This is a genomic window from Streptomyces sp. NPDC101194, assembly GCF_044767885.1.
GTDB lineage: Bacteria > Actinomycetota > Actinomycetes > Streptomycetales > Streptomycetaceae > Streptomyces.
Window position 1 is genome coordinate 245,092 of record NZ_JBIWOS010000001.1, and the last position, 26,235, is coordinate 271,326.

General features: G+C 71.7%; 21 protein-coding genes and 3 tRNA genes. 7 read left to right on the forward strand and 17 right to left on the reverse strand.

The features are described from left to right. Nucleotides 1-73: 73 nt before the first annotated feature. Nucleotides 74-147, reverse strand: a tRNA-Lys gene (locus ACIRP2_RS01125). 184 nt (nt 148-331) lie between these two features. Here ACIRP2_RS01125 and ACIRP2_RS01130 point away from each other — a divergent pair. The 3 genes from ACIRP2_RS01130 to ACIRP2_RS01140 all read left to right on the forward strand — a co-directional run bounded on the left by ACIRP2_RS01130 (nt 332) and on the right by ACIRP2_RS01140 (nt 4,147). Next, nucleotides 332-1,660, forward strand: a complete 1,329-nt coding sequence (locus ACIRP2_RS01130; RefSeq protein WP_404245264.1) for a peptidoglycan-binding protein — start codon at nt 332-334, stop codon at nt 1,658-1,660. Between the two features lie 32 nt (nt 1,661-1,692). Next, complete coding sequence (locus ACIRP2_RS01135; protein WP_404245266.1) at nt 1,693-3,399, forward strand: SPFH domain-containing protein; 1,707 nt, start codon at nt 1,693-1,695, stop codon at nt 3,397-3,399. A gap of 157 nt (nt 3,400-3,556) precedes the next feature. After that, nucleotides 3,557-4,147, forward strand: coding sequence for a lytic polysaccharide monooxygenase (locus ACIRP2_RS01140; protein ID WP_404245268.1), 591 nt, complete (start codon nt 3,557-3,559; stop codon nt 4,145-4,147). A 160-nt stretch (nt 4,148-4,307) separates the two neighbouring features. Here the strand turns inward: ACIRP2_RS01140 and ACIRP2_RS01145 are convergent, their stop codons facing one another. The 8 genes from ACIRP2_RS01145 to ACIRP2_RS01180 form a co-directional block, all read right to left on the reverse strand. Beyond that, a complete protein-coding gene (locus ACIRP2_RS01145; RefSeq protein WP_404245270.1) occupies nt 4,308-5,825 on the reverse strand; it encodes an MFS transporter in 1,518 nt (505 codons plus the stop codon). A 131-nt stretch (nt 5,826-5,956) separates the two neighbouring features. Beyond that, nucleotides 5,957-6,030: transfer RNA gene (locus ACIRP2_RS01150), tRNA-Lys, on the reverse strand. 178 nt (nt 6,031-6,208) lie between these two features. After that, entirely contained in the window at nt 6,209-6,967 is a 759-nt protein-coding gene (locus tag ACIRP2_RS01155; protein ID WP_404245272.1) for an IclR family transcriptional regulator, read from the reverse strand. Between the two features lie 166 nt (nt 6,968-7,133). After that, nucleotides 7,134-7,985 (reverse strand): ectoine/hydroxyectoine ABC transporter ATP-binding protein EhuA, encoded by an 852-nt coding sequence (ehuA, locus tag ACIRP2_RS01160; RefSeq protein ID WP_404245274.1) that lies wholly within the window; start codon nt 7,983-7,985, stop codon nt 7,134-7,136. Then, nucleotides 7,975-8,616, reverse strand: coding sequence for an ectoine/hydroxyectoine ABC transporter permease subunit EhuD (ehuD, locus tag ACIRP2_RS01165; protein WP_404245276.1), 642 nt, complete (start codon nt 8,614-8,616; stop codon nt 7,975-7,977). Before ehuD ends, ehuA begins: the two co-directional genes overlap by 11 nt. Continuing rightward, nucleotides 8,613-9,353, reverse strand: coding sequence for an ectoine/hydroxyectoine ABC transporter permease subunit EhuC (gene ehuC, locus ACIRP2_RS01170; RefSeq protein WP_404245278.1), 741 nt, complete (start codon nt 9,351-9,353; stop codon nt 8,613-8,615). Before ehuC ends, ehuD begins: the two co-directional genes overlap by 4 nt. 19 nt (nt 9,354-9,372) lie before the next feature. Then, nucleotides 9,373-10,275, reverse strand: coding sequence for an ectoine/hydroxyectoine ABC transporter substrate-binding protein EhuB (ehuB, locus tag ACIRP2_RS01175; RefSeq protein ID WP_404245280.1), 903 nt, complete (start codon nt 10,273-10,275; stop codon nt 9,373-9,375). Between the two features lie 256 nt (nt 10,276-10,531). Next, a complete protein-coding gene (locus tag ACIRP2_RS01180) occupies nt 10,532-11,491 on the reverse strand; it encodes a D-2-hydroxyacid dehydrogenase (RefSeq protein ID WP_404245282.1) in 960 nt (319 codons plus the stop codon). A gap of 192 nt (nt 11,492-11,683) precedes the next feature. Between ACIRP2_RS01180 and ACIRP2_RS01185 the strand changes: the two genes are divergently transcribed. Together ACIRP2_RS01185 and ACIRP2_RS01190 are read left to right on the forward strand one after the other, a co-directional pair. Continuing rightward, the gene (locus ACIRP2_RS01185) at nt 11,684-12,496 is read left to right on the forward strand and encodes a decarboxylase (protein WP_404245284.1); all 813 of its coding nucleotides are present in this window, start codon (nt 11,684-11,686) and stop codon (nt 12,494-12,496) included. 102 nt (nt 12,497-12,598) lie between these two features. Then, complete coding sequence (locus ACIRP2_RS01190; RefSeq protein WP_404245286.1) at nt 12,599-13,696, forward strand: LLM class flavin-dependent oxidoreductase; 1,098 nt, start codon at nt 12,599-12,601, stop codon at nt 13,694-13,696. A 50-nt stretch (nt 13,697-13,746) separates the two neighbouring features. Here ACIRP2_RS01190 and ACIRP2_RS01195 read toward each other — a convergent pair whose 3' ends face one another. After that, a complete protein-coding gene (locus ACIRP2_RS01195) occupies nt 13,747-15,624 on the reverse strand; it encodes a putative bifunctional diguanylate cyclase/phosphodiesterase (protein WP_404245288.1) in 1,878 nt (625 codons plus the stop codon). 409 nt (nt 15,625-16,033) lie between these two features. Here ACIRP2_RS01195 and ACIRP2_RS01200 point away from each other — a divergent pair, with 409 nt between their 5' ends. Next, nucleotides 16,034-17,248 (forward strand): M6 family metalloprotease domain-containing protein, encoded by a 1,215-nt coding sequence (locus ACIRP2_RS01200; RefSeq protein ID WP_404245290.1) that lies wholly within the window; start codon nt 16,034-16,036, stop codon nt 17,246-17,248. Nucleotides 17,249-17,304: 56 nt separating this feature from the next. Here the strand turns inward: ACIRP2_RS01200 and ACIRP2_RS01205 are convergent. The 6 genes from ACIRP2_RS01205 to ACIRP2_RS01230 all read right to left on the reverse strand — a co-directional run bounded on the left by ACIRP2_RS01205 (nt 17,305) and on the right by ACIRP2_RS01230 (nt 23,651). After that, a tRNA-Lys gene (locus ACIRP2_RS01205) sits at nt 17,305-17,378 on the reverse strand. Next, nucleotides 17,369-18,076, reverse strand: a complete 708-nt coding sequence (locus ACIRP2_RS01210) for a bifunctional DNA primase/polymerase (protein ID WP_404245292.1) — start codon at nt 18,074-18,076, stop codon at nt 17,369-17,371. Before ACIRP2_RS01210 ends, ACIRP2_RS01205 begins: the two co-directional genes overlap by 10 nt. Nucleotides 18,077-18,218: 142 nt before the next feature. Next, the gene (locus ACIRP2_RS01215) at nt 18,219-18,560 is read right to left on the reverse strand and encodes a hypothetical protein (RefSeq protein ID WP_404245294.1); all 342 of its coding nucleotides are present in this window, start codon (nt 18,558-18,560) and stop codon (nt 18,219-18,221) included. 91 nt (nt 18,561-18,651) lie between these two features. Further along, entirely contained in the window at nt 18,652-19,986 is a 1,335-nt protein-coding gene (locus ACIRP2_RS01220) for an AAA domain-containing protein (protein ID WP_404245297.1), read from the reverse strand. Beyond that, nucleotides 19,983-21,596, reverse strand: a complete 1,614-nt coding sequence (locus ACIRP2_RS01225; protein WP_404245299.1) for a hypothetical protein — start codon at nt 21,594-21,596, stop codon at nt 19,983-19,985. The genes ACIRP2_RS01220 and ACIRP2_RS01225 overlap by 4 nt, the downstream gene beginning before the upstream one ends. Before the next feature lie 1,062 nt (nt 21,597-22,658). Next, nucleotides 22,659-23,651: a phosphatase PAP2 family protein gene (locus ACIRP2_RS01230; RefSeq protein ID WP_404245301.1), complete on the reverse strand. Its 993-nt coding sequence runs from the start codon at nt 23,649-23,651 to the stop codon at nt 22,659-22,661. Nucleotides 23,652-23,937: 286 nt separating this feature from the next. Here ACIRP2_RS01230 and ACIRP2_RS01235 point away from each other — a divergent pair, with 286 nt between their 5' ends. After that, entirely contained in the window at nt 23,938-24,534 is a 597-nt protein-coding gene (locus ACIRP2_RS01235; protein ID WP_404245303.1) for a histidine phosphatase family protein, read from the forward strand. A 170-nt stretch (nt 24,535-24,704) separates the two neighbouring features. Here ACIRP2_RS01235 and ACIRP2_RS01240 read toward each other — a convergent pair whose 3' ends face one another. Continuing rightward, nucleotides 24,705-26,057: a tetratricopeptide repeat protein gene (locus tag ACIRP2_RS01240; protein WP_404245305.1), complete on the reverse strand. Its 1,353-nt coding sequence runs from the start codon at nt 26,055-26,057 to the stop codon at nt 24,705-24,707. Between the last annotated feature and the right edge of the window lie 178 nt (nt 26,058-26,235).

Sequence of the window (26,235 nt, forward strand, 5' to 3'; positions counted from 1 at the left end):
GTGGCGATACGGAGGCCCGCTTCGGGAACGAACAAGGCCCCCTCACGCGTGGTGAGGGGGCCTTGACTCTGCGTGCGCCGCCAGGGACTCGAACCCCGGACCCGCTGATTAAGAGTCAGCTGCTCTAACCAACTGAGCTAGCGGCGCCTGCTGACCTGGAGAACTCTACCCGAAGGTGGGGTGTGCTCCTGACCATTTCCAGCCCCTCACGGCCTGTCGGATGGTCGTTTTTTCACTTCTGTCCGTCAAAATGCATTATGTCAGGAGAGTTGAGACACTGACGCCCGTGCACATGCGCCCAAAGATCTTGACGAGTGCGGAGGGGAATCGCATGACTGTGCCGGCTTTCGAGGAGTACGTGCCCGCCATCGACTGCATCTGTGCGGGGTGCGCCGCGCAACGGCGAACCGCCGCCGGTGCCTTGCCCGTGCGGTACGGAGGCCATCCGGCCGCCCATGGCGCGCGCCGTGCGCTGGTGCTGGTCACCGCGGCCGGCGTGGTGCTGAGCACCGGCGCCGCGGAGGCGACCGGAGTCGCCCGGACGGACGGGACGACGGCGCCGACGGCTTCGGCGGACGAGGGCGATCCGCTCGCCCTGGCCGACGGGGATCCGGACAGCCCGCAGGGCAGGCCCGGACCGCTGCAGGGCGCGGGGGCCTCGGGGCCGCCCTCGTCCACGGGTGGCACGCTGCCCGTGACCAGCCGGGCCGCGATCATCAACCGCGCGAAGAAGTGGGTGGCCGCGCAGGTTCCGTACAGCATGGACAAGTACTGGTCCGACGGATACCGGCAGGACTGCTCCGGCTATGTGTCGATGGCCTGGAACCTGCCCGGCAACGAGTGGACCGGCAGTCTCGCCACGTTCGGGCAGCGGATCGCTCGGGAGGATCTGCAGCCCGGCGACATCCTGCTCTTCCACAATCCGGCGAACCCCGCGAAGGGCTCGCACGTCACGATCTTCGGCGGCTGGACCGACTACACGCACACCCACTACACGGCGTACGAGCAGACGAAGCCGCACACCCGCAAGCAGACGACACCCATGGCGTACTGGACCAACTCCGGCAAGTACGTCGCCTACCGGTACAAGGGTCTCAGCAGCGGGAGCGCAGGCAGCGGTCCGTCGTCGACGCAGTTCCCGGGCGCCGGGAAGTTCGGTCCCGGAGCGAGCAACGAGTACGTCACCCGGCTCGGGGCGATGCTCGTGGGCCGGGGCGGCAAACGTTTCTACAAGGTCGGTCCCGGCCCGGCCTGGGGCGACGCCGACCGGCGAGCGACCCAGGCCTTCCAGAAGGCCCAGGGCTGGAAGGGTAGGGAGGCGGACGGGATCCCCGGCCCCGACACCTGGCGGTTGCTGGTCGGTGGAACCGGTCGTGACATCCCCACCGGAAGCGGAGGCGGTCAGGGGGGTTCCCCCTCCGATCCGACGTTTCCGGGCCGGGGCCATTTTCGGCCCGGCCAGTCCAACAGCCAGGTCGAGAGGCTCGGCAAGCAATTGGTGAAGAAGGGATACGGCACGTACTACCGGTCGGGACCGGGGCCCCGCTGGACCGAGGCGGACCGGCGCAATGTCGAGGCCTTCCAGCGGGCCCAGGGCTGGCGGGGCGGAGCGGCCGACGGCTACCCCGGTCCGGAGACCTGGCGGCGACTCTTCGCGTGACACGACGGCGGACATGCATGACGGAGGCGGGAATGGGATCCACGGTGTCGGACAGCTCCGGAACCCCGGAGAACGTCAGGGGGCGGGAAGAGGAGCAGGTGCAGGGGGCCGGCGCGGAGCCGGACGCGGCTCCGGTTCCGGGAGCCGGCGGGGAGCCGGATACGGCTTTGGGGGTGGCGGCCCCCGACCGGGCGGCCGGTGCGGGCCCGGGACCGGGTTCCGTCCCGGACGGGGAGCCGGGCGCGGGTCCGGACTCCGTGGTCGACCTCGTGCTGGACCTGGTACCGGGCCAGGCCGTGAACTCCGCGACGCCCGGCGCGACCTCGGCAGCCGTGTCGGCCCCGGCCATGGGCACCGCGCCCGTCCCGGCCGCGGGTGTCGCGTTTCTCCCGGTCATGGGTGCCTCGGCCACGGCTTCGGGCAGCGCGGCCGTCGAGGACCCGGTGCCGGGCCGCGCGCCCGTGCCGTCCTCGGCCGGGCACCGCACCGGGCCCGGTTCCGACGCCCCGTTCCCGTCCCCCTTCTCCCGGCACCGGGCGGCGGCCGGCACCGTCCTCGGCTCCCTCCCCGTCCCCGGGGGCGTCGGGGCCGAGCGGTCCGGCGGCAGCCCGCGGGGTGCCGGGCGTCATCACGCCGTCATCGCCGGTGAGCGGACCGCGTCCATTCCCGTGCACCTGCTCTTCCGCGAGGATTCCGCACACTCCGACGCCGCCGCGCTCCCCACCGGTGTGCTGCCCGGGGGAGCCGGCGGCGGCGGTGCGGCTCCGCGGGTGCGGCGACCGCCCGCGCCGAGGGGACCGCGGGTGCGGCCGTCGACGAGGCCGGCGCCGGCCGGTGACCCCCGGCTGGCCGAGCGGCCGGGGCCCGCGCTGCCCGGCTGGGTCGCGCTGCTCGCCGGACTGGCCGGGATCACCGCCGGGTTCGCCGTCCTCTGGTGGGTCGGCGCGCTGCCCGCCGCCGCGTTGGACCGGCTCGGGATCGGCTCGCGTCCGTACCACGGAATCGGCGTCGTGGCCTGGGCGGCGCTCGCCGTGCTGGTCACGACGGTGCTCTTCGCGCTCGGCGGTCTGAGCCGCGGACGGGTCGGATACGCCTGGGTGCTGACCCTCTTCGGCGAGTACCGGGGGAGTGTGCGCCGGACCGGACTGATGTGGATCAGCCCCCTGCTGCTGCGCCGTCGGGTCGACGTACGTCTGCGGCACTGGCGCAGCGAACCGCTCCCCTCGGTGGACGCCAACGGTACGGCGCTGCGCGTCGTCGTCCTCGTCGTGTGGCGGATCAGGGACACCGTACGGGCGACGCTCGGGGTCGCCGACCACGAGGCGTATCTGCGCGAACAGGTCGAGGCGGCGATGGCCCGGGTCCTCTCGCAGCTGCCCGCCGACGCGTTCCACGAGGACGCGCTCACGCTGCGCGACGCGGAGGCGGTCGGTGACGCGCTGACCCGGATGCTCAAGGCCGACTGCCAACCCGTCGGCGTCGAGGTGTACTCGGCGCAGCCGACCGGCATCGAGTACGCGCCCGAGGTCGCCGCGGCCATGCACCGACGCCGGATCGCCGCCATCGACGCCGAGCACCGTGACAGCGTGCTGACTTCGGTGGTCGACGCCGTGGACGACACGGTCAACCGGTTGACCGCGAGGGGGATCGTCGAGTTGGACGACTACGAACGGAAGTCGCTGGTCAAGGACTTGACGGTGGCCTTCTACACCGGACGCAGTGGCAGGGAGGGGGCCTGAGGGGCTCGTGGGGGCGCTCGGGCGGCGAAGCGGAATCCAACTCCCATTGGTCTGGACATGTTCATATCCCGTCAATAATCTATGGCTTGGTCTAGACCGCAACACGCGCGCAGCAGGGCTCATGGAACCTCCCCCACGTTCTTGAGGAGCGACAGCAATGCGTAAAAGGGCAAGCGCGGCCGTAGTCGGCCTGGCGGTGGCGGCCGTCTCGATGTTCGCAACGGGCAGCGCCGGCAGCCACGGCTACACCGACAACCCCATCAGCCGCCAGAAGCTCTGTGCCAACGGCACGGTGACGGGCTGCGGCAACATCCAGTGGGAGCCGCAGAGCGTCGAGGGCCCCAAGGGCTTCCCGGCGGCAGGTCCGGCCGACGGCCAGATCTGCTCCGGCGGCCACTCCGAGTTCGCCCAGCTCGACGACCCGCGCGGTGGGAACTGGCCGGCCACCGCTGTCACGGCCGGGCAGGGCTTCAGCTTCCGCTGGCAGTTCACCGCACGCCACGCCACGACGGACTTCCGCTACTACATCACCAAGGACGGCTGGGACCCCACCAAGCCGCTCACCAGGGCCGACCTGGAGCCGCAGCCCTTCATGACGGTGCCGTACGGCGGCAAGCAGCCCCCGGCGACCCTGACCCAGCAGGGCACCATCCCCACCCAGAAGTCCGGGAAGCACATCATCCTGAGCGTCTGGAACATCGCTGACACGGCCAACGCGTTCTACGCCTGCTCCGACGTGCAGTTCTGACGCATGGTCGACGACTGATGCGGAGCGGGGCGGCCCCATCCGGACCGCCCCGCCCCGTCCCCACCCGGGGCCTGTCACCGACCGGGGCCGGTGAGGCGCGCCGGTTGCCCCGGCCCCCCGCCTCGATCCGGACCGGTCGACCCGATTCAAGCGGGAGCCCCTAGCTCGTCAGGGCCAGTTCGTCCCGGCTTGCCGGTGCGGTGCGCCGTCGCAGCAGCGTCGCGGTCAGCACCGCACCCGCCAGCAGCAGGGCGGCCCCCGCCACCGAGGCGTACTGCATGCTGTGCACGAACGCCTCCCGCCCGACGGAGATCAGCGAATCGTCTCCCGTGGCCACCGCGCCCGGCAGCGTCTTGCGGGCGACCTCCGGTGCCGAGTCCGGCATGTCCGCGGTGTAGACCGCCGTGGCCACCGCGCCCAGCAGGGCCATCCCCATCGCGCCGCCGAACTCCTGGCCGGTCTCCAGCAGCGAGGCCGCTGAACTGGCCCTGGCGGGCGGGGCGGTGGACAGCGCGAGATCCGAGACGAGTGCCATCACGGTGACGATGCCGCAGCTCATCACGGCGCAACCGCCCAGCAGCAGCCACAGCGAGTCCGTACCGGTCAGGGCGAGGACGGAGAAACCGGCGGCGGCGATCACGAAACCGGCGCAGATGACGCGCGTGCGGTCGGTCCGCTGGGCGATCGCCGTGGCCGTCGGGGCCGCGGCTCCCACCGCCAGGGACGGGGCCAGGCTCCACAGCGCGGCCTCCATCGTGCCCATGCCGAGCACCGACTGCAGATACTGCGTGGTGAAGAATGAGGAGCCCATCATGGCGAACGTGGCCAGTGCGTTCAGTCCGATGCCCGCCGCGAAGCCGCGGTCGCGGAACAGTTCCCGGCTGATCATCGCGTCGCCGCGACCGCGCTGACGCCGGACGAAGAGCAGGCCGACGAGGAGCCCGGCGGCGATGAGCAGCCCGCGCGGCACGTCGAGCCCGTGGGCGGCGCTCTCCTTGACCCCGTAGACGACGGGCAGCACGGCGCCCATCGACAGCGGCACGCTCAGGAGGTCGAACCGCCCGGGGTTCGGGTCCTTGGACTCCGGAACCAGCACCGGCACCAGGACCAGCAGCAGCACCATCGCCGGCACATTGATCAGAAAGACCGAGCCCCACCAGAAGTGCTCCAGCATGACGCCGCTGAGCACCGAACCGAGCGCGATGCCGCCGGCCATGGCGCCCGACCAGATGCCGATCGCCCGGCCCCGCTGCCGCTCGTCGTGGAACATGCTCCGCACGATCCCCATCGTCGACGGCATCAGCGTCGCACCGCCGATCCCGAGCACGGCGCGGGCCGCGATCAGCATCTCGGGGCTGGTGGAGTACGCGGCGGCGACGGACGCGGCACTGAACGCGAACGCGCCGAGGAGCAGCAGCTTGCGGCGGCCGATCCGGTCGCCGAGCGAGCCCATCGTGATGAGCAGGCCGGCCAGGGCGAAGGCGTACACATCGAAGATCCAGAGCTGTTGGGTGGCGCTGGGCGCGAGGTCCCGGTCGATGGACGGGATCGCGAAGAAGAGGACGGAGACGTCCATCGAGACGAGGAGGAGGGGGAGCAGGAGGACCACGAAGGCGGTCCATTCCCGGCGACCGGCGAGGTCGCCGCGCGCGGCGGTGGAGCTCGTAGCGTTCGTCATGCCCAGGAATATACGAGCGTGTAAAACACTTGTCTAGTACGAACGTGTAAGACGTTCGTTCATTTCTCGGGGCAGCAAAAAACGCACTGGGCGGCTCACGTGTGTACGTGAACCGCCCAGTGCGTTGTCTGTGCGCCGCCAGGGACTCGAACCCCGGACCCGCTGATTAAGAGTCAGCTGCTCTAACCAACTGAGCTAGCGGCGCCTGCTGACAGGAAAATAGTACCTGCTCCCGAGGGGTGCTGATGACACCGAGGATGAACGGGGGCAGGTCTGAACGAAACCGGATGAACTGGTCTGAAGTGGTTCGGGTCGGGAGGGCCGGGTCGGCCGGAGCGGCGTCGAACCTCTCCGCGGGGCTGTCCGGGGTGCCCTGCGCGGCGTCAGAGCGCCAGCGACAGCAGTACGGGCGCCGCCCGGCGGTTGAGCGTGTCCGCCGCCGCGCGCAGGCGATGCGCGTCCTCGATCGGCAGTGACAGGGCCAGGCATCCGGCCGACGAACCGGCTGTGAGCGGCACCGCCGCGCACACCGTGCCGACCGCGTACTCCTGGATGTCGAGCACCGGGACCGTGGCCGGCTGGCTGTCCAGCTTGGAGAAGAGCACCTTCTCGTTGGTGATCGTCCGCGAGGTGAGCCGGGCCGTCTTGTGGCGCGAGAGGTGGTCGCGGCGGCCGTTCTGGTCGAGCTGGGCCAGCAGGCACTTGCCGACCGCCGAGGCGTGCGCGGAGGAGCGGAAGTCCACCCACTCGTTCACGGCGGGGGTGTGGGGACCGTCGGCGTACTGCGTGACGCGGATCTCGCCGTCGACGTACCGGCTGATGTAGACCGCTGCGCCGACCGAATCGCGCAGCTGTGCCAGCATCCCCTGGAGCTTGGTCTCCAGCGCCTGTCTACGGGCCGCGCCGGAACCCAGGAGCAGCAGCGAGGAGCCGATGACATAGGCGCCTTCGGTGATCTGCTCGACGTACCCTTCGCGGCGCAGCATCAGCAGCAGGGAGGTGAGGTGTCCGAGGGGCAGTCCCGTCTCCCGGGAGATCTGGGTGTCCGTCACACCGTTGCCGTGCTTGGAGACCGTTTCGAGAACGCGAAGGGCGTACTGCACCGAATGGAACGGTGCGGTCGGTTCGGGCTTCAGTGTCACGGTTTCCCCCCACCAGGTTGTGACCGCAAGCTCTGCCCTCACGATAGCCGCCAAGGGCCTTTTCGGGGGCGGGTGTTGGTGATGTCACGGTGCGCCCCGGCTCCACGAGCTGGGGCGCATCCGTTTGGCATATGCCGGAGTCAATGACATGCGACGAGTGACGAGGTCACAGCACTGCGGCCAGGAATTCGCGCGTACGTTCGTGCGCAGGATCGGTGAAGATTTTTTCCGGCGGACCCGACTCGATCACGCGTCCGGCGTCGAACATCAGTACCGTCTCCGAGACGTCCCGGGCGAAGTTCATCTCGTGGGTCACGCAGAGCATGGTGATGTCGGTGTTCCTGGCGATGTCGCTCAGCAGCTCCAGCACGCCGGCCACCAGCTCCGGGTCGAGCGCGGACGTCACCTCGTCCAGCAGCAGGATCTCCGGCCGCATCGCCAGCGCGCGGGCGATCGCCACCCGCTGCTGCTGTCCGCCCGAGAGCTGGGAGGGGTGCGCGTCGATCTTTCCCGAGAGCCCCACCAGATCGAGCAGCTCGCGGGCGCGCGCCTCCGCCTCGTCGCGGTCCAGGCCCAGCACGCTGACCGGGGCCTCGGTGATGTTCTGCAGCACCTTCATGTTGGGGAAGAGGTTGAACTGCTGGAAGACCATGCCGATCTTCTTCCGGGCCTCGCGCAGGTGCTTCTCCGTCGCCGGCCTCAGCGATCCGTCGGGCGCCTGGACGTGGGACAGCGGTGCGCCGTCCACCCAGATGACCCCGTCGCTGACCTTCTCCAGGGTCATCAGCAGACGCAGGATGGTGGTCTTGCCCGAGCCGCTGGGCCCGATCAGGGTGACGTGCTCGCCGCGTCGCACCGAGAAGTCCAGGCCGTCGAGGACGACATGGTCCCCGTACCGCTTCACGACGTGGTCGAAGCGGACCAGCGGATGGCCGGTCCCCGGCGCGGCGGAGACCGGTGCGGCGTCCTCCGGGACCGGGGCCGCCGTCTTCTGCAGGGGGAGGGGTTCAGTGGCCAAGGCGCTTCTCCAGCTTTCTCATCAGCAGCGAGGTGGGGTAGCTCGCGACCAGGAAGACCAGCCCGGCGAGCGTGAATGCCTCGGTGTACGCGAAGTGGTCGGCGCCGTACTTCCGCGCCTCGAAGACCATTTCCTGCACCGTGATCACGGCGAGGAACGGGGTCTCCTTGAACATCGCGATCGCGTAGTTGCCGAGGGCGGGCAGCACCTTGCGCACCGCCTGCGGCAGGATCACGGCCTGCCAGGTCCGCCGGGGGCCGAGCGAGAGCGCCCGGCAGGCCTCCCACTGGCCCTTCGGCACGCCGTCGATCCCCGCGCGGTACACCTCGGAGGTGTACGTGGCGTAGTGGACACCCAGCACCGCGATGCCGGTCACCAGCGGCTCCACCGAGGTGAACAGGGCCGCTGCCCCGACCAGTTGGACGAGCAGCGGGGTGGACCGGATGAACTCCATCACGACCCGCACCGGTACCGTCACGAACCGGCTCGGGGCTCGTCCGGCGACCGCGATGGCGAGCCCGAGGACCGCGGCGACGAGCGTGCCGAGCACCGTCGCGAGCAGCGTGACCTCGAAACCTCGCAGGAGCAGGGGAAGGGCGTCCCCGGCGGCGTTCCAGTCGAAGCCGTTCACCGGGCACCTCCGGTCGCCGACGCGGCGGCTTCCGCGGCGCTGCGGCTGCGCAGCAGCGAGCCCGCGCCGGTCGCCAGGCCGAGCCGCCGCTTGGCGCTCCGCTCCAGCAGGTTCATGAGCAGGGTCAGCGCGTAGGCCAGGACGAAGTAGACGACCAGCAGGGTCAGGTACGCGGTGAGCGTCTCACCGGTGCGGTCGCGCAGCTGCTGGACCACGGTCATCAGGTCGGCCGCGGAGATCAGCCACAGCAGCGGGGTGCACTTGAGCAACTGGATCAGCAGATTGGTGAAGGACGGGATCATCTGCACCCAGGCCTGCGGAAGGATCACCTTCCACATCCGGCGCGACGGCGTCATGTTCAGCGCGACGGCCGCCTCGTACTGGGCCCGCGGTACGGAGTTGATCGCCCCCCGCACCACCTCGGCCCCGTACGCGCCGTAGTTGAGACCGAACGCGACGACACCGCAGAGCAGCGGCGTCAGCTCGTACCCCGTCAGCGTCGGCATCGCGTAGTAGAGCCAGAACAGCTGGATGTAGAGCGAGGTGCCGCGGAAGAACTCCACGACCACGCGGGACACGCCGCGCAGCACCGTCAGCCGGCCGACCGACATCAGACCGAGGACGAACGACAGGAGCAGGGCGGCCAGCGCGCCCAGGACGGTGGCTTCGAGCGTCACCCACAAGCCCGAGCGCAACTGCGGCAGATCGTCGAAGAAGGCGGTGAAGAAATCACTCATGCGGTGCGGTCCGTCCCCGTCAGCCCTTGCACAGATCGGCCGTCTTCAACGTGGCCGGCGGGAGCTCGGTGGCCCCGAAGCCGTAGTCCCGGAGCAGGCCCACATAGCGCGAACTGTCCGAGACGATCTTCTTCAGCTCGCGGTTGAAGGCGTCCCGCAGGTCCTCGTTGCCCTTGCGGAAGACGGCGCCGCCGGGGCTGTACTGCTTCTTGCCGTCGAGCTCGGGCAGGAAGGGTTCGGTGACCTCGGTGTCGGGATTCGTCTTCGCCAGCCAGCGCAGCGAGATGCCGGTGAGCAGGAACGCGTCGATCCGGCCGCCCTTGACGGCGTCCGCGCCGTCCTGCGGCTTCTGCAGCGACTTGATCCTGTCCTTGGCGATGCCGGCGCCCTCGGCGTACGCGCCCTCGACGGCGCCCGACATCACGCCCACGGTGATCCCGGCGGCCTTCGCCGACGCCAGGTCGGTGACCTTCGCGGGGTTGCCCTTCTTCACCATCAGCGCGGTGGGCGAGATGAACTCGGGCTCGGAGAAGAGGGCGTTGGCGCAGCGCTCCGGTGTGATCGCCATGCCGGCGCTGACCACGTCGTACTTGCCCGCCTGAAGTCCGGGGATCAGACCGTCCCACTCGGAGAGGGTGGGCTTCAGCTCGTCGACGCCGAGCGCCTTGAAGATCTCCCGGTGCAGGGTGGGTGCCTCGCCCTTGAGCTGCTTGCCCTCCAGATAGCCGTACGGGGCCTCATTGGCGTACGCGACACGGACGAAGCCCTGCTTGCGGAGCTTGTCGAGCGCCCCCGCACCGTCCGCCGAACCGGCGTCCGTCTTACTGCATGCGGAGAGGAGACCGGGGACGACGATCAGGCCACCCACGGCTGCCGATCGGTTGAGGAAGCCCCGGCGGGACAGGTTGGGGAAGTCAGCCATGGTTCGTGATCTCCTGGAGCGGGCGAACAGTCCGGACAGGGGGAGCGCCTGCCCGATCCCGTGCGTCTATGCAGGAAGACGCCGCCTGTGATCGAACGGTGGCCGGAAGGTGACCTTCCCGTGTCCGTTCGCGGGCGGCGTGCGACGGCCGCCGCGCAGCGCGTACGGCCCGGCCGGGAAAGGTCCATGACGATCCGTCATGGGGAGATGTCCGTCGCGGAAGGGTGAAACGGGCGACGGACCGGTCCGGTTGAGGTCACTCGTTCCGGTCCCGCACGGGGACGTACCCGCGCTGCTTGTCCACCACGTTCGGCAACGGCTCACCCGCCGCCCAGAGTTCGTACATCTCCACGAACTGCTCGCCCAGCCGGTCCCGCCAGCCCGCCGTGTCGCCGCTCATGTGCGGCGACACGATCAGATCCGGCACGTCCCAGAGCGGGCTGCGCGGTTCCAGCGGCTCGCGCTCGAACACGTCGAGCGCCGCACCCGCGATCCAGCGCTTGCGCAGCGCGGCGGCCAGATCGTCCTCCACGACCAACGGTCCGCGCCCCACGTTGATGAAGCGGGCCGAGGGCTGCATCAGCCCGAAGAACCGCGCGTCGAACATGGAACGGGTCGACTCCGTCAGCGGCGCCGCGCAGATCACCCAATCGGCCATGGAAGCCAGCCGGTCCAGCTCCGCCACCCCGTGGATGGTGCGCCGCGCCCTGCGTCCCACGAGGGCCACCTGGACCCCGAGGGTGATCAGCATCCTGGTGATCTCCCTTCCGACGGGGCCCGCGCCGACGACCACCGCACGGCTGCCCGCGACCTGGACGCTCTCCCTGTGACGCCACAGCCGCCGCTGCTGGAGCTCCAGCGTGCGGGGGAGGTCCTTGGCGAAGGCCAGCACCAGGCCCGTCACGTACTCGGCGATCGGCCGCTCGAAGATGCCCCGCGCGTTGGTCACCACCGTGTCGGACGCGGCCAGCTCCGGGCAGAGCAGCCGGTCCACGCCCGCGCTCGCCGTGTGCACCCATGCCGGGCGCGGCCCGTCGCCGGGCCAGGCGGCCCGTACCGCGTCGGAGGTGAAGTCCCACACCAGCAGCACGTCGGCCGCCGGAAGCTGCGCGGCGAGTCCGGCCTCGTCCGTGTACCGGATGTCGGCCCTGCCGGTCAGCCGGCCGAGACGCGGCGACGGGTCGGTGTCCAGGACGAGCAGGGTGGGCTCTGACATGGGGGACGGTCGCTCCGCTGCCTCTGGGATGTGCGGATTGACCACGCTCGCAGCCGCGCCCCTCTTCGTCAACAGCTCACCGGGGGAGCGACGACGGATGGGGGAATACTGGGAGGGACGGGCGAAAACGCTCACGCGTGCGTGCGCCGCTCCCGCCCCGTCCAGGCACCCGCAGGAACAGAAGGGGTGGACATGACGACCCTCGGTTTTCTCTACCCGGGCCACTTCGCGGAGGACGACTTCCCGCGGATGGAGATCCTGCTCGACGCCGTCAGGCTGGTCGTGAACCACACCGACGTCGACGAGGACGACTACGGGACCGACGCGCTGATGCGGACCGGTACGCCCGAACGTCTGGCCGCCGGGGTGACGGAGCTGCAGCGCGCCGGCGTCGAGTCAGTCGTCTGGGTGAGCAGCAGCGGCAGCTTCCTGTACGGCTGGGAGGGCGCCCATGAACAGACCGCCGCCCTGGCCAGGGCGGCGGGGGTGCCCGCGTCCAGCACCTCCTTCGCCTTCGTCCACGCGGTACGGGAGCTGGACGCCGCCCGTGTGGCGGTCGCCGCGACCTACCCCGAGCCCGTCGCCGCGCTGTTCGCCGCCTTCCTGCACTCCGCGGGCATCGAGGTGACCGCCACCCGCTCCGCCGGTCTCGCCTCCGCCGCCGAGGCCGCCGCCTGGGACCTCGACCGGTTGAAGGACCTCGTCACGGCCGCGGACCGGCCGGAGGCGGAGGTGATGCTGCTGCCCGACACCGCCCTGCACACCGTCGCGCACGTGACGGAACTGGAGAGGCTGCTCGGCAAGCCGGTCCTCACCGGGAACCAGGTGTCGGTGCGGGAGGGGCTGCGGCTGGCGGACCGCCGGGCCTGGTCCCCGAGGCTCGGCAGGATCTTCGCCGAGCGCGAGGCGCCCCCGGCCCCGGTGGCCACCTGGGGTGCCGGCCGGGAGCGCGCGCGCAGCGGAAGGAAGGGATGGTCCGGGAGGCAGGCCCACTCCGGCCGGTGAGCCGGGGAGGCCGGCGGTCCGGGAATAAACGGAGACCACCTCCTGTTGGGCTCTTGCGGACGTACGAGCCGGACGTAGGCGCATCACCGGAGAGGCCAGGACGTGGACGAGATTCGAGGCGACGAGATCCGTGGCAAGACGGAGGGAACGGCCACCGTTCCGCTCTCCGTGCTGGACCTGGTGACCGTGGGCCAGGGCCGCACCGCCACCCAGGCGCTGCGCACGAGCGTGGACATCGCGCAGCTCGCCGAGCGCCGGGGATTCCACCGCTACTGGGTGGCCGAACACCACTCCATGCCCGGCGTCGCCTCCTCCTCGCCGGCCGTGATCCTGGCCCATCTCGCCGCCCGCACCGAGCGCATCAGGCTCGGCTCGGGCGGCGTGATGCTGCCGAACCACGCACCGCTCGTCATCGCCGAGCAGTTCGGCACCCTTGAGGCCATGGCGCCGGGCCGCATCGACCTCGGCCTCGGCCGCGCCCCCGGCACCGACGGCGCCACGGCGGCCGCGCTGCGCCGGTCGGACCGCCTCAACGAGGGCGCCGACGACTTCCCGCAGCAGCTCGCCGAACTGACCCGGTTCCTGGACGACGACTTCCCCGACGGCCACCCCTACTCCCGTATCCACGCGGTCCCCGGACCGGTCCAGGCCACGGCCGAGGGCGGCGTCCAGTCCGCGGCCCGTCCGCCGATCTGGCTGCTCGGCTCCTCCGGCTTCAGCGCCCGGCTGGCCGGTGTGCTCGGCCTGCCGTTCGCCTTCGCCCACCACTTCTCGGCGCAGAACACGGTGCCGGCCCTCGATCTGTACCGGGAGTCGTTCCGGCCGTCCGCGGTGCTCGACGCCCCGTACGCCCTGATCGGCGTATCGGCGCTGGCCGCCGACGACGCCCGCGAGGCCCGCCGCCAGGTGCTCTCCGGAGCCCTGTCCATGGTCCGCCTGCGCACCGGCCGACCCGGCCTGGTCCCGACACCCGAGGAGGCGGAGGCGTACGCCTTCAGCCCCATGGAGCAGGAGTTCGTCGACAGCTGGCTGGTCAACATCGTCCACGGCACGGCGGACGAGGTCCGCACGGGCCTCGACGACCTGGCCAAGCGCACCGGCGCCGACGAGCTGATGATCACCGCGAACGCCCACGGCGGCGAGGCCCGGCTGCGCAGCTACGAGCTCATCGCGGACGCGTACGGGCTGCCGACGGCCTGACCCGGCAAACCGGTGGTCCGGCCCCCGGCGGAGGGCCGGACCACCGGGGTTCAGACCTTCAGCCCGCCGCCGATCAGCTCGGCGATCCGTTCCGGGGCCACCGCCCGTGAGTACAGCCAGCCCTGTCCGGTGTCGCACCCGATCCGGCGCAGTCGTTCGGCCTGCCCCGCCGTCTCCACGCACTCCGCGGTGACGGTCAGGCCGAGGCGGTGCGCCAGGTGCACCATCGCCTCGACGATCGTCTCGTCGGCCGGGCTCGGGTGGGCGCCGTCCTCGTAGCGGAAGCCGCGCACGAACGAACCGTCGAGCTTCAGCACGGAGACCGGCAGCCGGCTCAGATTGGCGAGGTTCGAGTAGCCGGTCCCGAAGTCGTCGATGGCGATGCGTACGCCCATGTCGCTGAGCGACTGGAGGGCCTGGAGCGGACGCCCCGCCGAGCCCATCACCGCCGACTCGGTCAGCTCCAGCTGCAGCAGTCCGGGATCGAGGCCCGTCTCGGCGAGGATCTCCGCGACATCGGTGACCAGGTCGGAGTCCCAGACCTGCCGCACAGCGACATTGACGCTGATGAACAGCGGTGGCTCGGTGGGGTGATCGAGCTGCCAGCGCCGGGCCTGGCGGCAGGCGGACCGCAGCACCCACCGGCCGAGCTGGACGATCGAGCCGTCCTCCTCGGCGATGGCGACGAACCGATTCGGTGAGAGCATGCCGAACTGCGGGTGGTTCCAGCGGACCAGCGCCTCCACACCGCGTACGACTCCGTCGGCCATCCCGACCAGCGGCTGGTACTCGATGGTGAACTCGCCCCTCTCGACGGCGGGCCGCAGATTGGAGGAGAGCGTCTGCCGGGTCATCCGGTGGGCGTTGCGCTCCGGGTCGAAGACCGTCCAGCGTGACTTGCCGTCCGCCTTCGCCCAGTACAGCGTGGTGTCGGCGGCCTGCATCAGCCCGGTCGCCGAGGTGCCGGCCACGGCCCGTTCCACCACCCCGATCGAGGCGGAGACGGAGAGTCGCTGCCCGGCCAGGTCGAAGGGCTTCTCCAGCGCCGCCAGGACCGCGCGGGCCAGGTCGGTGAGCTGCTGCGTACCGGCGGAGTCCTCGACCAGGACGGCGAACTCGTCGCCGCCCAGGCGTGCCACGAGATGAGCACCGCGCCGGTGCGGGCCGTGCTGGGTCGCGCAGTCGGTGAGCCGTGCGGCGACGGCGGCGAGCAGTCGGTCGCCGACCCGGTGGCCCATCGTGTCGTTGACGGCCTTGAACCCGTCCAGATCGAGGTAGCAGAGCCCGATCCGGCCGTGCCGCGTGGTGCCGTCGTCCCGGCCGTCCTGGTGCCGGGGGGTCTCCAGGACGGCCGAGAGCCGCTCGAAGAACAGCGTCCGGTTGGGCAGCCGGGTCACCGGGTCGTGCATCTGGAGGTGGCGCAGCCGCTTCTGCAGCTCACGCCGGTCGCTGACGTCCGCGACGGAGAGGAGCACCCGGCCGGATCCGGGGCCACCGGCCCGGCCGGCCTCCGGTTCGGGCATCGGTACGACGGTGATCTCGGCCCACATCGAGCGCCCGTCGGGGTGCTTGAGCCTGCGGGTGCAACGGAACCGCGAGCGCCGCCCGTGCAGCACCTCGCGGTACGCGCGCCAGGTGCGGCCGTCCGCGACGAGGTCGAGCAGATCGGCCGCCGACTGCGCGGTCAGTGCCGCGGCCGAGTTGCCGAGGAGCCCGCCGAGAGCGTCATTGGCGGCGACGACGAGGCCCTCGTGGTCGACGACGGCCATCGGGAGCGTGGCGGCCCGGAAGGCGGCCCGGTAGCCGTACTGCTCGGATCGCTGGGCCCCGGCAGGGGGCCACAAAGTGTGACACTCCGTGACCGACGGTCCTGCGGAGTGGGGGTGTGTGCCCGCCGCGGGCCTCGGCCCTTCGGAGGTTCCGCTCACCGTTCGCTCCCGCCGTGCAGTTCTGTCCTGAACAGGTGTGGCCGGACTGGCCCACCGCGCGGAACGCCGCTCTCGGGGGCGGGATCCACGCGGGAAAGCCTGGTGAAGCATAGAGGTTGGCACGTCGGCCGTTCCAGCGCCCGCCCCCTCCACGCCCCGGGTTCGCCCCGCATGGGTCAGTCCCGAGCTGATCTGGATTGCCCAGGGCTGGTCGTTCCTGAGTGGTTCCGTTCTTTCACGATCTTCCGGTGATTGATTGTGACTGTCCGTGAGGGTGAACGTCGTGGCCGACTGCTGACTCGACTGGGGCAGCTCAACAGGACGGAAGCCTTAAACCGTCACAGGGTGGGTGCGTGAGCGCAGTCCGCACCCGGAGGTAGATGTGCCGCGTCAGCACAGGACCGGGGGAGTGGAGAGGCCGAGCCTGCGCGGCGTGGCCGCGGCCGTGACCTCTCTCCTGGCCCTCGCGGCCACCTCCCTCGTCGCCGGGCCGGCCGTGGCGGCCACCGGCGAAGCCGGCCCGTGCGCACTGCCCCGTACCGAGGCGCACCATTCGCTCGGCCTGGGGGACTGGAACGACGCCTACCCCCGTCCCGTCCGCTCCCTCGACGCGGTCATGATCTTCCTGTCCTTTCCCGACCACCGTCCCACCGTCACCCCGAAGGAGCTCACCGCCGACCACTTCCCCGCCACCACCCAGTTCTTCCAGCGCGCCTCGTACGGGAAGTTCACCCTGCGCCCGCACCCGCTGAAGCAGTGGATCCAGATGCCCAAGGCCTCCGACTGGTACGGCATACAGCGTGACTGGAACAGCGAGAGGCGCAGTGCCTATCTGCGCGATGCCATCGCGACGGCCGATCCGAAGGTCGATTTCTCCCGGTACGACATCGTCTATCTGGTCGCCGACCCGGACGCCCCGGGGGTCGACTCCGACGCCACCAAGGTCGTCAACTTCCAGCAGCCGTTGCACGCGGACGGCGTGGAGATCCGGCGTCTCGTCACCGTCTTCGAGCAGCACCCGCCGGACCACAACGTGCTGGCCCATGAGACCGGCCACGTCTTCGACCTGCCGGACCTCTACCACCGGCCGTCCGACGGCAAGGGCGACTGGGACACCTATGTCGGTGACTGGGACGTGATGGGCAGCCAGTTCGGTCTCGCACCGGACCTCTTCGGCTGGCACAAGTGGAAGCTGGGCTGGCTGGATCGCAGACAGGTGGTCTGTGTCCAGCGCAGCCGGGACATCACCCTGGAGCCGATCGCCGCCGCACCCGCGCCCGGCGGCTCCCTCGGTACCCGGCTCGCGGTGATCAGGACCGGTGAGGGCGGCGCCGTGGCCATCGAGGCGCGGGGCGCCACCGGCAACGACCGGACGACCTGCACCGAAGGTGTCCTGCTCTACCGGGTGCGGAACGCGATCCCGTCCGGCGGCGGACCGGTCGAGGTCCTCGACACCCACCCCACCACCGACGCCTGCTGGGACCGGTCCGTCTACGCCCCGCTCGCCGACGCCCCGCTGCAGGTCGGTGAGACGTACAGCATCCCCGGCGCGCACGCCAGGATCGAAGTCGCCGACCGGACGCCGTCGGGCGCCTGGACGGTCCGGATCACCACGGGAACATAGGTTTCCGTGATCACGAAGAAGCCCCCTCGCTTCCGCGAGGGGGCTTCTTCCGTCTGTGCGCCGCCAGGGACTCGAACCCCGGACCCGCTGATTAAGAGTCAGCTGCTCTAACCAACTGAGCTAGCGGCGCCTGCTGACGTCGTAGACATTAGCACCCTGATCGGCGGGAGGAAAAATCGAATTCCGGGCCGCCGACGAGGGCGTCGACCTGGTGACCCGTACGCAGGCCCAGAGCAGTACGTCCGGACCCGGCAGCCAGGGGCCGCGGGTGTCGGGGGCGACCACCCAACGGGGCCCCGGGGTGGCGGCCGTGCAGGTCAGGGGCGGGACGGTCACCGCGTCCCCGGTGCCGTGGCAGAGCAGCGGCGGGACCTTGGCCTCGTCGCCGTCCTGTTCCCGCGGGTCCGCGGCGGCCCGCGGTTCGAGTCCGCCGCCCCACTCCTCCCAGTCGAGCAGCGACGGCAGCCGCTGGGCGGTACCGGGGGAGGCGAAGAGCAGCATCCGTCCACGATGCGTGGCGACGGGCCCGGAGCCGGGTCCGTCGGACCACAGGTGTTCCAGCATCCGACGGCCGAAGAGCGTGGGCACGTTCACCACATCGAAGGCCGATCCGCACGGCAGTACCCCCGGGGCGGTGGGGTGGGCCTCCCACTGGGCCAGCGTGCTGCGCGGATAGGCCGTGGCGCCGGCGAGCCAGGCGGCGCCGGCCGCCGTCACCTGGGCCGTCTGGTTCGCGGCCCGGTCCCGCAGCAGGGCGAAGACGTCAGGGCAGTGCCGGGGGGTGTCGCCGGTGTGCAGGGTCGATTCGTCTGGCAGCCATGCGCTCATGCAGGCATGTCTACCGGGCGTGATCAAGCGGATTCCGAGAGTTGCCGGAAATTGGGACACATGAGGGTGCGGAGGAGTATCTTGCCCGCGGGCATATGCCACTGGTGGTACCCGCGGTCAGGGCCGGGCCCGGGGGCGGAGGTCAGGGTGTGGACCCGCCCAGCAGGCTCCGGCCGAACTCCACCATCTTCTTGGCGTAGTCCTCGGTCCACTCCGCGCGCTGCGCGATGTCCGCAGTCGTCAGCCGGTCGAACCGGCGCGGATCGGCGAGCTGGGCGGCCGCGACCGCCTGGAACTCGACCGCCCGGTCGGTCGCGGCGCGGAACGCCAGGGTCAGCTCGGTGGCGCGGGCCAGCAGCTCCTGCGGATCGTCCATCGACTCCAGGTCGAAGAAGTGCTCGGGATCGGCGACCGCCGCCGACGGCTCGAAGAGCAGGGGCGCGGGGCGCAGCCGCTGCTGCTCGTTCCGCTCGGGTTGTGCCATGTGGTGTTTCCTCCTTCGGTGGGCCCGACGGCCACCCTCCATTGTCCAACGTCCCGCAAGGGGCCGTCCGGCGTTCCACGAACGGCCGCCCTCACGCCTGCCACCGCACCCGGTGCTCCGCCAGATGCGCCAGTACCGCGTGGTTCGCCTCCCAGCCGTCGGGGAACTTCACCGTGACCCCCAGCTGCACGGGCTCCGTCGACGGGTGCTCGTCCAGGAGCTCCGCGACGCCCGCGCGGCACACCACGACGCAGGCGTGCCGGTGACGCGAGGCCAGTACGCACAGCCGTCCCGTCTCCAGATGGAACGCCGTGGCGTCCGGTCGGCCGGAGAGCGGGTGCAGGACCACCGTCACGTCGAACTCGCGGCCCTGGAGCCGGTTCGCCGTGTCCACCGCCACGCCCGTCACCCCCAGTTCCGTGAGCGCCGCCCGTACCGCCGCCGCCTGGTCGCGATGGGCGGTGCCGACCGCGACCCGGTCCGCCGTCACCGGTACCGGCTCGGAGGAACGCTCGCTCGTCGCCGCGCCGCCCCGGTCCAGCAGCCGGCGGACGACCGTCGCCACCGCCCGTACCGCCTCCGGGTCGGTGCGCGGGGTGTGCCGGGCCGGGAGGTCCAGCAGGCCCCAGCCGGACTCCGCCGCCTCGTCCAGCACCCGGTCCGGTGCCGAACCGTCGGACGCGACGCCGAACGACAGCCGCCGGTCCCCGTGGTCCGTACCGCTGCGGAACGGGGTGTACGGGTAGAACGCGTCCGAGACCAGCGGCGCGGCGGAGGCGGGCAGCCGCCACGACACCGGCAGCCGGTGCTGCGGCAGCCGGGGATTGTGCGCGAGCAGGGTGGAGACCGCGCTCGCGGACGGGTCGTACGACAGCCCTGCCCACTGGTCCGCGCCGACGATCGAGAACGGGTCCAACTGGCCCGGGTCGCCGACGAACAGCGCCCGTTCGAAGAGCCCCGCGACGGCCAGGAGAGCGTCCGAACGCATCTGGTACGCCTCGTCGACGATCGCGTGCCCCCACGGCTCGACGTTCTTCACGTGCGCCCACTTGGCGGCCGTCGAGATGACGACGTCGAGTCCGGCGAGGTCCGACGCCTTGGCCGACTTCCGCACGTTGGCCAGGCCGTCCAGCACCTTGTCGTAGGGGTCGGTGTCATTGCTGTGCAGCCGGCCGACCGGCAGTCCCGGGTCCTTCTCGGCCAGCCGCACCACCAGGTCGTCGACCTGGGCGTTGGTCTGCGCCACCACCATCAACGGGTGCCCGGCCGAAGCGAGTTCGAGAGCGGCACGCACCACGAGCGTCGACTTGCCCGCGCCCGGCGGGGAGTCGACCACGATGCCGCGCGACGTACCGCTCAGGGTGTCGGCGAGGATCGCGTCGGTCGCCCGCGACGCCTGCGCGCCCGGGTCGGATACGGCCGTCACAGAAGGTCCTCCGCGGTCACGGGATCGGGATGCTCGGCGCGCTCCGAGGCCGCGCCCGGCGGTCCGCCGTGGGTCCACGGCGTCTGCTCCGGGTCCGGCAGCTTCGGGCCGCCGCGCTGATCGTGCTCGAACAGCGTCCAGGAGATCCGGTCGCCCTGTTCGGGCACCGAACCCGGCGCCGGTTCCCTGCTCCTGCCCATCCGGTCGGTGATGCGCAGCACCAGCGGCGGCGGGCCGCCGTCCTCCGGTTCCGCGGCGAACCCCACGAACTCGGCGGTCTGCGGCCTGCCTTCGAGCGAGCGGTACACCTTCGTGCGCTCGCCGAGATGCGGGCGCTCGTCCGTGCGGACCGTGACCAGCGGACGCGGGGACGGGCGCTTCGACTCGCTGTACGCCATCACCACCTCCGTCACCTCGCCGACGAATGCCTCACCGGCCAGCCGTCGCCCGGCCAGCACCAGCGGATCGTCCAAGGCCTCCTGCGCCTCCAGCTGGGCCTGCGCCGTCTCCCGCGAGGCCAGCTTCTGCGCCGCCGTCACCGCGTCGTCCCGGCGTGGCTGCGGCGGCTCACCGGAACGCACCCGGTCCCGGTGCCCGGTGAACGACCAGCGGTCCCTGGTCCAGCGGTCCTCGGCCCTGGCCCCCTCGGGCAGCTCCCTCAGCAGATCGAGCCCCCGCCACACCGCGTCCCACGTCGGCCGCATCACCCCGGCCAGCAGCGCCCGGATCTCCCGCTCGGCGGCGGTCAGTTCGCCGAGCCGGGCATCGGCGGCGAGACCGTCCTCGGCCGCCGCGAGCGAGGTGCGCGCCCGGTCGTACTTCTCGATGGCGGGTGCCAGCAGCCGGTTGTCGAACGCCGGGTCCGTCGCCGGGCCGGCCGGCGGGCACAGCAGCTGGCCTTCGTCGTCCCGGTCCCGCTCCGCACGGAGTGCCACCCGCGCCCCGGACTCGCCCGCCGGGGCGTCGATCCAGGCCAGCAGCGCGCCCAGGTGCTGGTCCTCCAGGCTGCTCTGCCCGGTCGCCCAGTGCCGGTTCAGCAGATCCGTCGTGGCGAGCAGCAGGGAGGAGCCCGGCACCCTGGCCCGCTCCCCGTAATGCGTCAGCCAGCGGCCCAGCAGCGGGACGCGGGCGGGCGCGGGGTAAGGGGCCTCGGGATCGTCCTCCGCCGTGCGCCTGAACCGCATCGACCGGCCGAGCAGCCGTACGAAGTCGATGCCCGTACGGCTCGGCACGATCAACTGCGGTGCGTCCGCGCACAGCTCGACCTCGACCTTGACCTTCTTCCCGGTCTCCGGATCGGTCTCGCTCCGCTCGGCGGGCTCGACGACGTCCTCGTACGCCTCGATGTGCGGCAGCACCGCCTCGGCCAGCTCGGCGAGGAACGCGAACCGCAGATCCCGGTCGCGCGGCTGCGCGACCGTCAGCAGCCGCGGCGCCTCCCGGTCGGTCCCGACGAGCGCGCCCAGCGGGGCGCCCGCCTCGCCGGCGGTGGTCAGTGGCACCAGGACGAGCGGCCGGGCGGTGAGATGGCGGTGCAGGACCGTCGTCATCGGCTGTGCCCGGCCGCTCTCCACGGCCTCCAGCCGGGCCAGGGTGCTGATCAGCGACATGCCGGACCGCCCTCCAGGGCCTCGGCGCGCAGCGCCGCCGCCCGCCGCAGGGCCGCGACCGTCGGATCGGCCGGGTCGCCCTCCTTGCCCGCGGCGGCGGCCAGCACCGCACCCACCGTGGTCAGCCCGCCGAGCTCGCCCCGCACACTCCGCCCCAGTGTCTCCACCGCACCGGCCGCGCGGGACTTCGCCCGGCAGTGGAAGGCCAGCTCACAGGCGGACAGACACTCCGGGGCATACGCCGCGCCCACCGATTCGACCGCCGTGTCCAGCTGCTGCCGGGGGCAGTTCGGGTCGAAGGTGGTGCCCTCGGGCAGCGCCGCCGCGATGTCCTCGATCCGGGTCAGCCTGGTCAGCTGGCGCCGGGTGACCGCACGCTGCTTGCGTACGTCGACGACCGAGGCGGTGGGCAGATTGGAGAAGTCCTTCGGGCAGACCAGCAGGACCCGGTGACCGACCTCGGCGCCCTCGGTCAGCTCCGCGATCCGTTCCAGAGCCAGTACGTAGACGGCGGACTGCCGGGCCGCCGCGCCGACCTTCGCGGCGTCGGCGGAACCGTCGATCATCGGGAAGGACTTGATCTCGATGACCGTCCAGGTGCCGTCGGGATGCACCGCCACCGCATCCGGCTCCAGGTAGGCCGGGGAGCCGGCCACCTCCAGGGCCAGCATCGGGTGGTCCAGCAGCGCCCAGCCGCCCGACCCGGTCGCCTCCCGCAGCGCGAGGGCCGTACGCGCCGCGCGGCCCTCGGGACCGGCGGCGGTCAGATCGGGGACCAGCACCTCGCGCGGGGCCTCGCCGTCGCCGCCGAGACGCTCGTGCAGCAGCCGCATCAGCTCCGTACCGCCGTCGGCCTTGACCTTGGCCTCGAAGGCGTTGCCCCGGACGAGAGCGAACTGGGACTGGCCGAAGGGGGCCGGCGAACCGAGCGCGGCGGCCAGCGCGGCCTTGTCCACCCCCGCGCCGTCCAGCAGGGCGCGGCGCCGGCAGCCGGGGTTGGCGGCGAGGGCCGCCAGTGCGCGGGCGTCCAGCGGCCGGGCCGCGACGGCCGGGCCCCGCAGCTCAGCGAGCCGCTGCCGGAGCGTCGTCCTGTGCTGGTCGAGCGCCTGTGGGGGCTGTGGCGTCGGCCCGGGACGCGCGGCCGTCCGAGGCGGTTGCGTCGGCCGATGCCGGGGTGTCGGTGGAATCTGCGGAGGTGGTCCGCTGGCCAGGGATTCGCTCACCCGCCGAAGTCTCGCATCCGGCACTGACAACCGGGGACTTCGTGGTCGCGACGAGCCTCGGGAAGCGGGCTCCGAGCCGGTCCCTGATCCGGTCCGCGAGACGCATCACCGGTCCGGCCAGCAGGGCTCCGACGCCCATCACGGCGGCGCCCGCGACCGCGTCGAGGAAGTAGTGGTTGGCCGTGCCCATCACCACGAACGTGGTGACCAGGGGGTATGCGATGCCGGCGGCCCGTACGAGCGGGTGGCGGCCGTGGCGCCACAGCAGGATTCCGCACCAGAGCGCCCAGCCGACGTGCAGGCTCGGCATCGCCGCGTACTGGTTCGTCATCCCGCCCATGCCGCGCGGGGCGCTCGCCTCGTTCCCCCACCACCCGTACGAGCTGTACTGCGCCATCGTGTCGACGAAGCCGTGGCTGGCGTGCAGCAGCCGGGGCGGGCAGGTCGGCATCAGGGTGAAACCGATCAGGCCGAGCAGTGTGGAGGTCATCAGCCAGGTGCGGGCCCGGCGGTACAGGGCCCCGCGGCGGCGGAAGAGCCAGACCAGGACGGCCGGGGTGACCAGGTAGTGCAGGGACGCGTACGCGAAGTCGGCGGGTATGCCTATCGAGGGGTGCGCGGTGAGCAGCCGGTTGAGCGGGTGCTCGAAGTTGATGCGGAGCGCCTTCTCCAGGTGCAGGATGCTCAGACCGTGGTCGACGGCCGTGGACACGTCGCCGCGCGCCACCAGCCGGCCCGCCGAGTAGGCTGCGTACACCAGGGCCAGCAGCGGCAGCTCGGTCCACCAACGGGGCCGGGGGCGCGCCACGGGCGCGGTGCTGGCATGCTGCATCCGGAAGCTCTCCATCATGTGTTAATGCGACCGACGGCGGGCGTTCAACCGTACGGTGCGGGCCTGCCGCGATTCCCCCGGGGGTCCCTGTCGAATACCCCGTGCGTGTACGGACTTTTCCGTCGGATTTCTCCGCCGGATGTCTCCGCCGGATGTCTCCGCGCAGAGAGGGACGCCTGTTCGGCCCCGGGGGTTGCTCCCGTACGCGTGCGCGATGATGGGAAAACCGGACGATCCGTTCAGTCCCGATCTCCGGCCTCAGATCTCAGTTTCAGGGAGAGCCGTCATGGCACCGCGTATCCTGCTCGCCCGGCACGGCCAGACGGAATGGTCCGTCAAGGGCAATCACACCGGCAGGACGGACATTCCACTGCTCGACACCGGCCGTGCGGGCGCCAAGCTCCTCGGCGAGCGGCTGCACCGCGGGCCGTGGGCCGACCTGCCGGGCCTCGAAGTCCGCACCAGCCCACTGCTGCGGGCCAGGGAGACCTGTGAGATCGCGGGTTTCGCGGACCGGACCGAGCCGTGGGACACGCTCATGGAGTGGGACTACGGGGCGTACGAGGGGATGACTCCGGCGGAGATCAAGGCGATCCGTCCCGACTGGTTCATCTGGCGCGACGGCGTGCCGGAGGGGGAGACCCTGGCCGAGCTGTCCGGCCGCGCCGACGAGATCGTGGACTGGGCCCGCTCGGCCGACCGCGACGTCCTGGTCTTCGCCCACGGGCATATCCTGCGGGCACTGGGGGCGCGGTGGCTCGGCGAGGACGTGTCGTTCGCGGCGCGCATCCGGCTCGATCCGACATCGCTCTCGGTGCTGGGGTGGGCGTACGGGGCCCCCGCGCTGGAACGCTGGAACGACACCGGTCACCTGGACCGGTGACCCGGCCGCTCCTGGAGCGGCCCCGCCCGCGAAGCGCGCCCGCACCCCTGCTGCCCGGACCGGCGGCGGGGGCGCTGCGCCCGGACGGCTGACGGGCCCGGTTCGCCGGCCCGGCCGATCCCTGGGCCCGTCGTCCGCCGCGGTGCGACGTCACGCGCCCGCCGAAGCCGCTACACGCCCGCCTCCGCGACCTCCGCGTACCGCTCCAGGAACCCCCGTACCTCCACCGCGCCCCGCTGCGGCGCCAGCACCGCCGTCGCCCCCGCCAGCATCGCCCGGATACGGGACGACTGGACGCGGTCCAGCAGGTCCAGCACCTGATGGCCCGCCGTCGCCGCCTCCGCGGCCCGGCCGGCCCGCGCGAGGTCCGTGGTCAGTTCGGCCCGGTACAGCGCCAGGTTCCGGGTGAAGTGCGGGTCCTGGAGCCGCGTCGCCCGCAGCGCGTGGCGGGCCGCCCGCGACCAGTCGCCCAGTGCCGACCAGCACTGGGCCTCCAGCATCTCCAGCTCCGCCTCCCGGAAGAAGGTCATCCACTCCGGATCGCCGTCGCCGGGACCGCGCCCGAACGCGCCATGCGCGCGGCCGATCGCCCGTTCGCAGCCCGTACGGTCCCCGAGCCCCGCCCGGCCCCCCGCCTCCCGCAGGGCGAGCAGGGCCAGCAGCCGCGGCGAGCCGAGCGACTGTGCCGCCCGCTGCCCGGCCTCGGCCGCGTGTACGGACTCGCGGGGCCGTCCCGTGTCCCTGGCCAGGAACGACGTATTGCAGAACGCATGCGCCTCCAGCGCCGCGTCGCCCGCCACCCGCGCGGTGGCGAGCGCCTCCGCGTAGTGCGAGCGGGCGTCCTCGAACCGGCCCGAGTCATGGGCCAGCCAGCCCACCGAGATGGCGAGTTCGCCCGCTCCGGCATGCAGCCGGTCGGCGGTGGACCGCTTGGTGGCGGTCCCGGAGTCGAGCAGCGCGTACGCCGCCCGCAGTGGCTGGGACGCTCTGCGGTACAGGCCGTCGCCGCCGTGCCGGTCGTCGAGCAGCCGGATCTGCCGTACCGCCTTCTCGACGGCGCTCACCTCGGCCTCGCCGACGCGTCGCGGGTCGGGCAGGGAGGCGGCGGCGGATGGGGCGTCCAGGCCGAGGCCCAGGGTCGCGGCCGCCATCGCGGTGGAGCCGCTCGTCATGAATACGCGACGCAGCACGTCGCTCTCCTCGTCGGTGTCGCTGTGGACCGCAGGGGGCGGTGGGGTTTCGGCAGTGGCCCGCGCAGCCCGGCCGCGTACGGATTCGCGCGGCGAGAAGCCCAGGTCCGCCAGGGTCGTTCCGGGGAACATGTGCAGGAAGACCCGCTCGTACGCGTAGTTGGGGCAGCGGATCTCGCCGGACTCCACGCGTCCGATGTACCGGGCGTCGCACGCGACCTGCTCGCCGATCTCGCGGGCGGACCTGCGTACCGCGGCAGCGAACTCCCCGGCGGAGCGCGGGCCGCGCAGCCGCCGGAAGGCGAGGTTGGGAACCGCCCCAGTCGACACCATGGGCTAGGACCTCTCTTTCGCAGCCGGGGTTCCTGCTTCCGGTGTCCCGGCGGAGCAAGAAGGTACCGGCTGTGACGGTTCACACATGCAGCGTTTATGTGCAAAAGGGATATTTAGCCCCCGATCCGCCATGAACTGCCACCCTTTGCGGCGGCGTGGCACCGTAGCCCTTGACGCC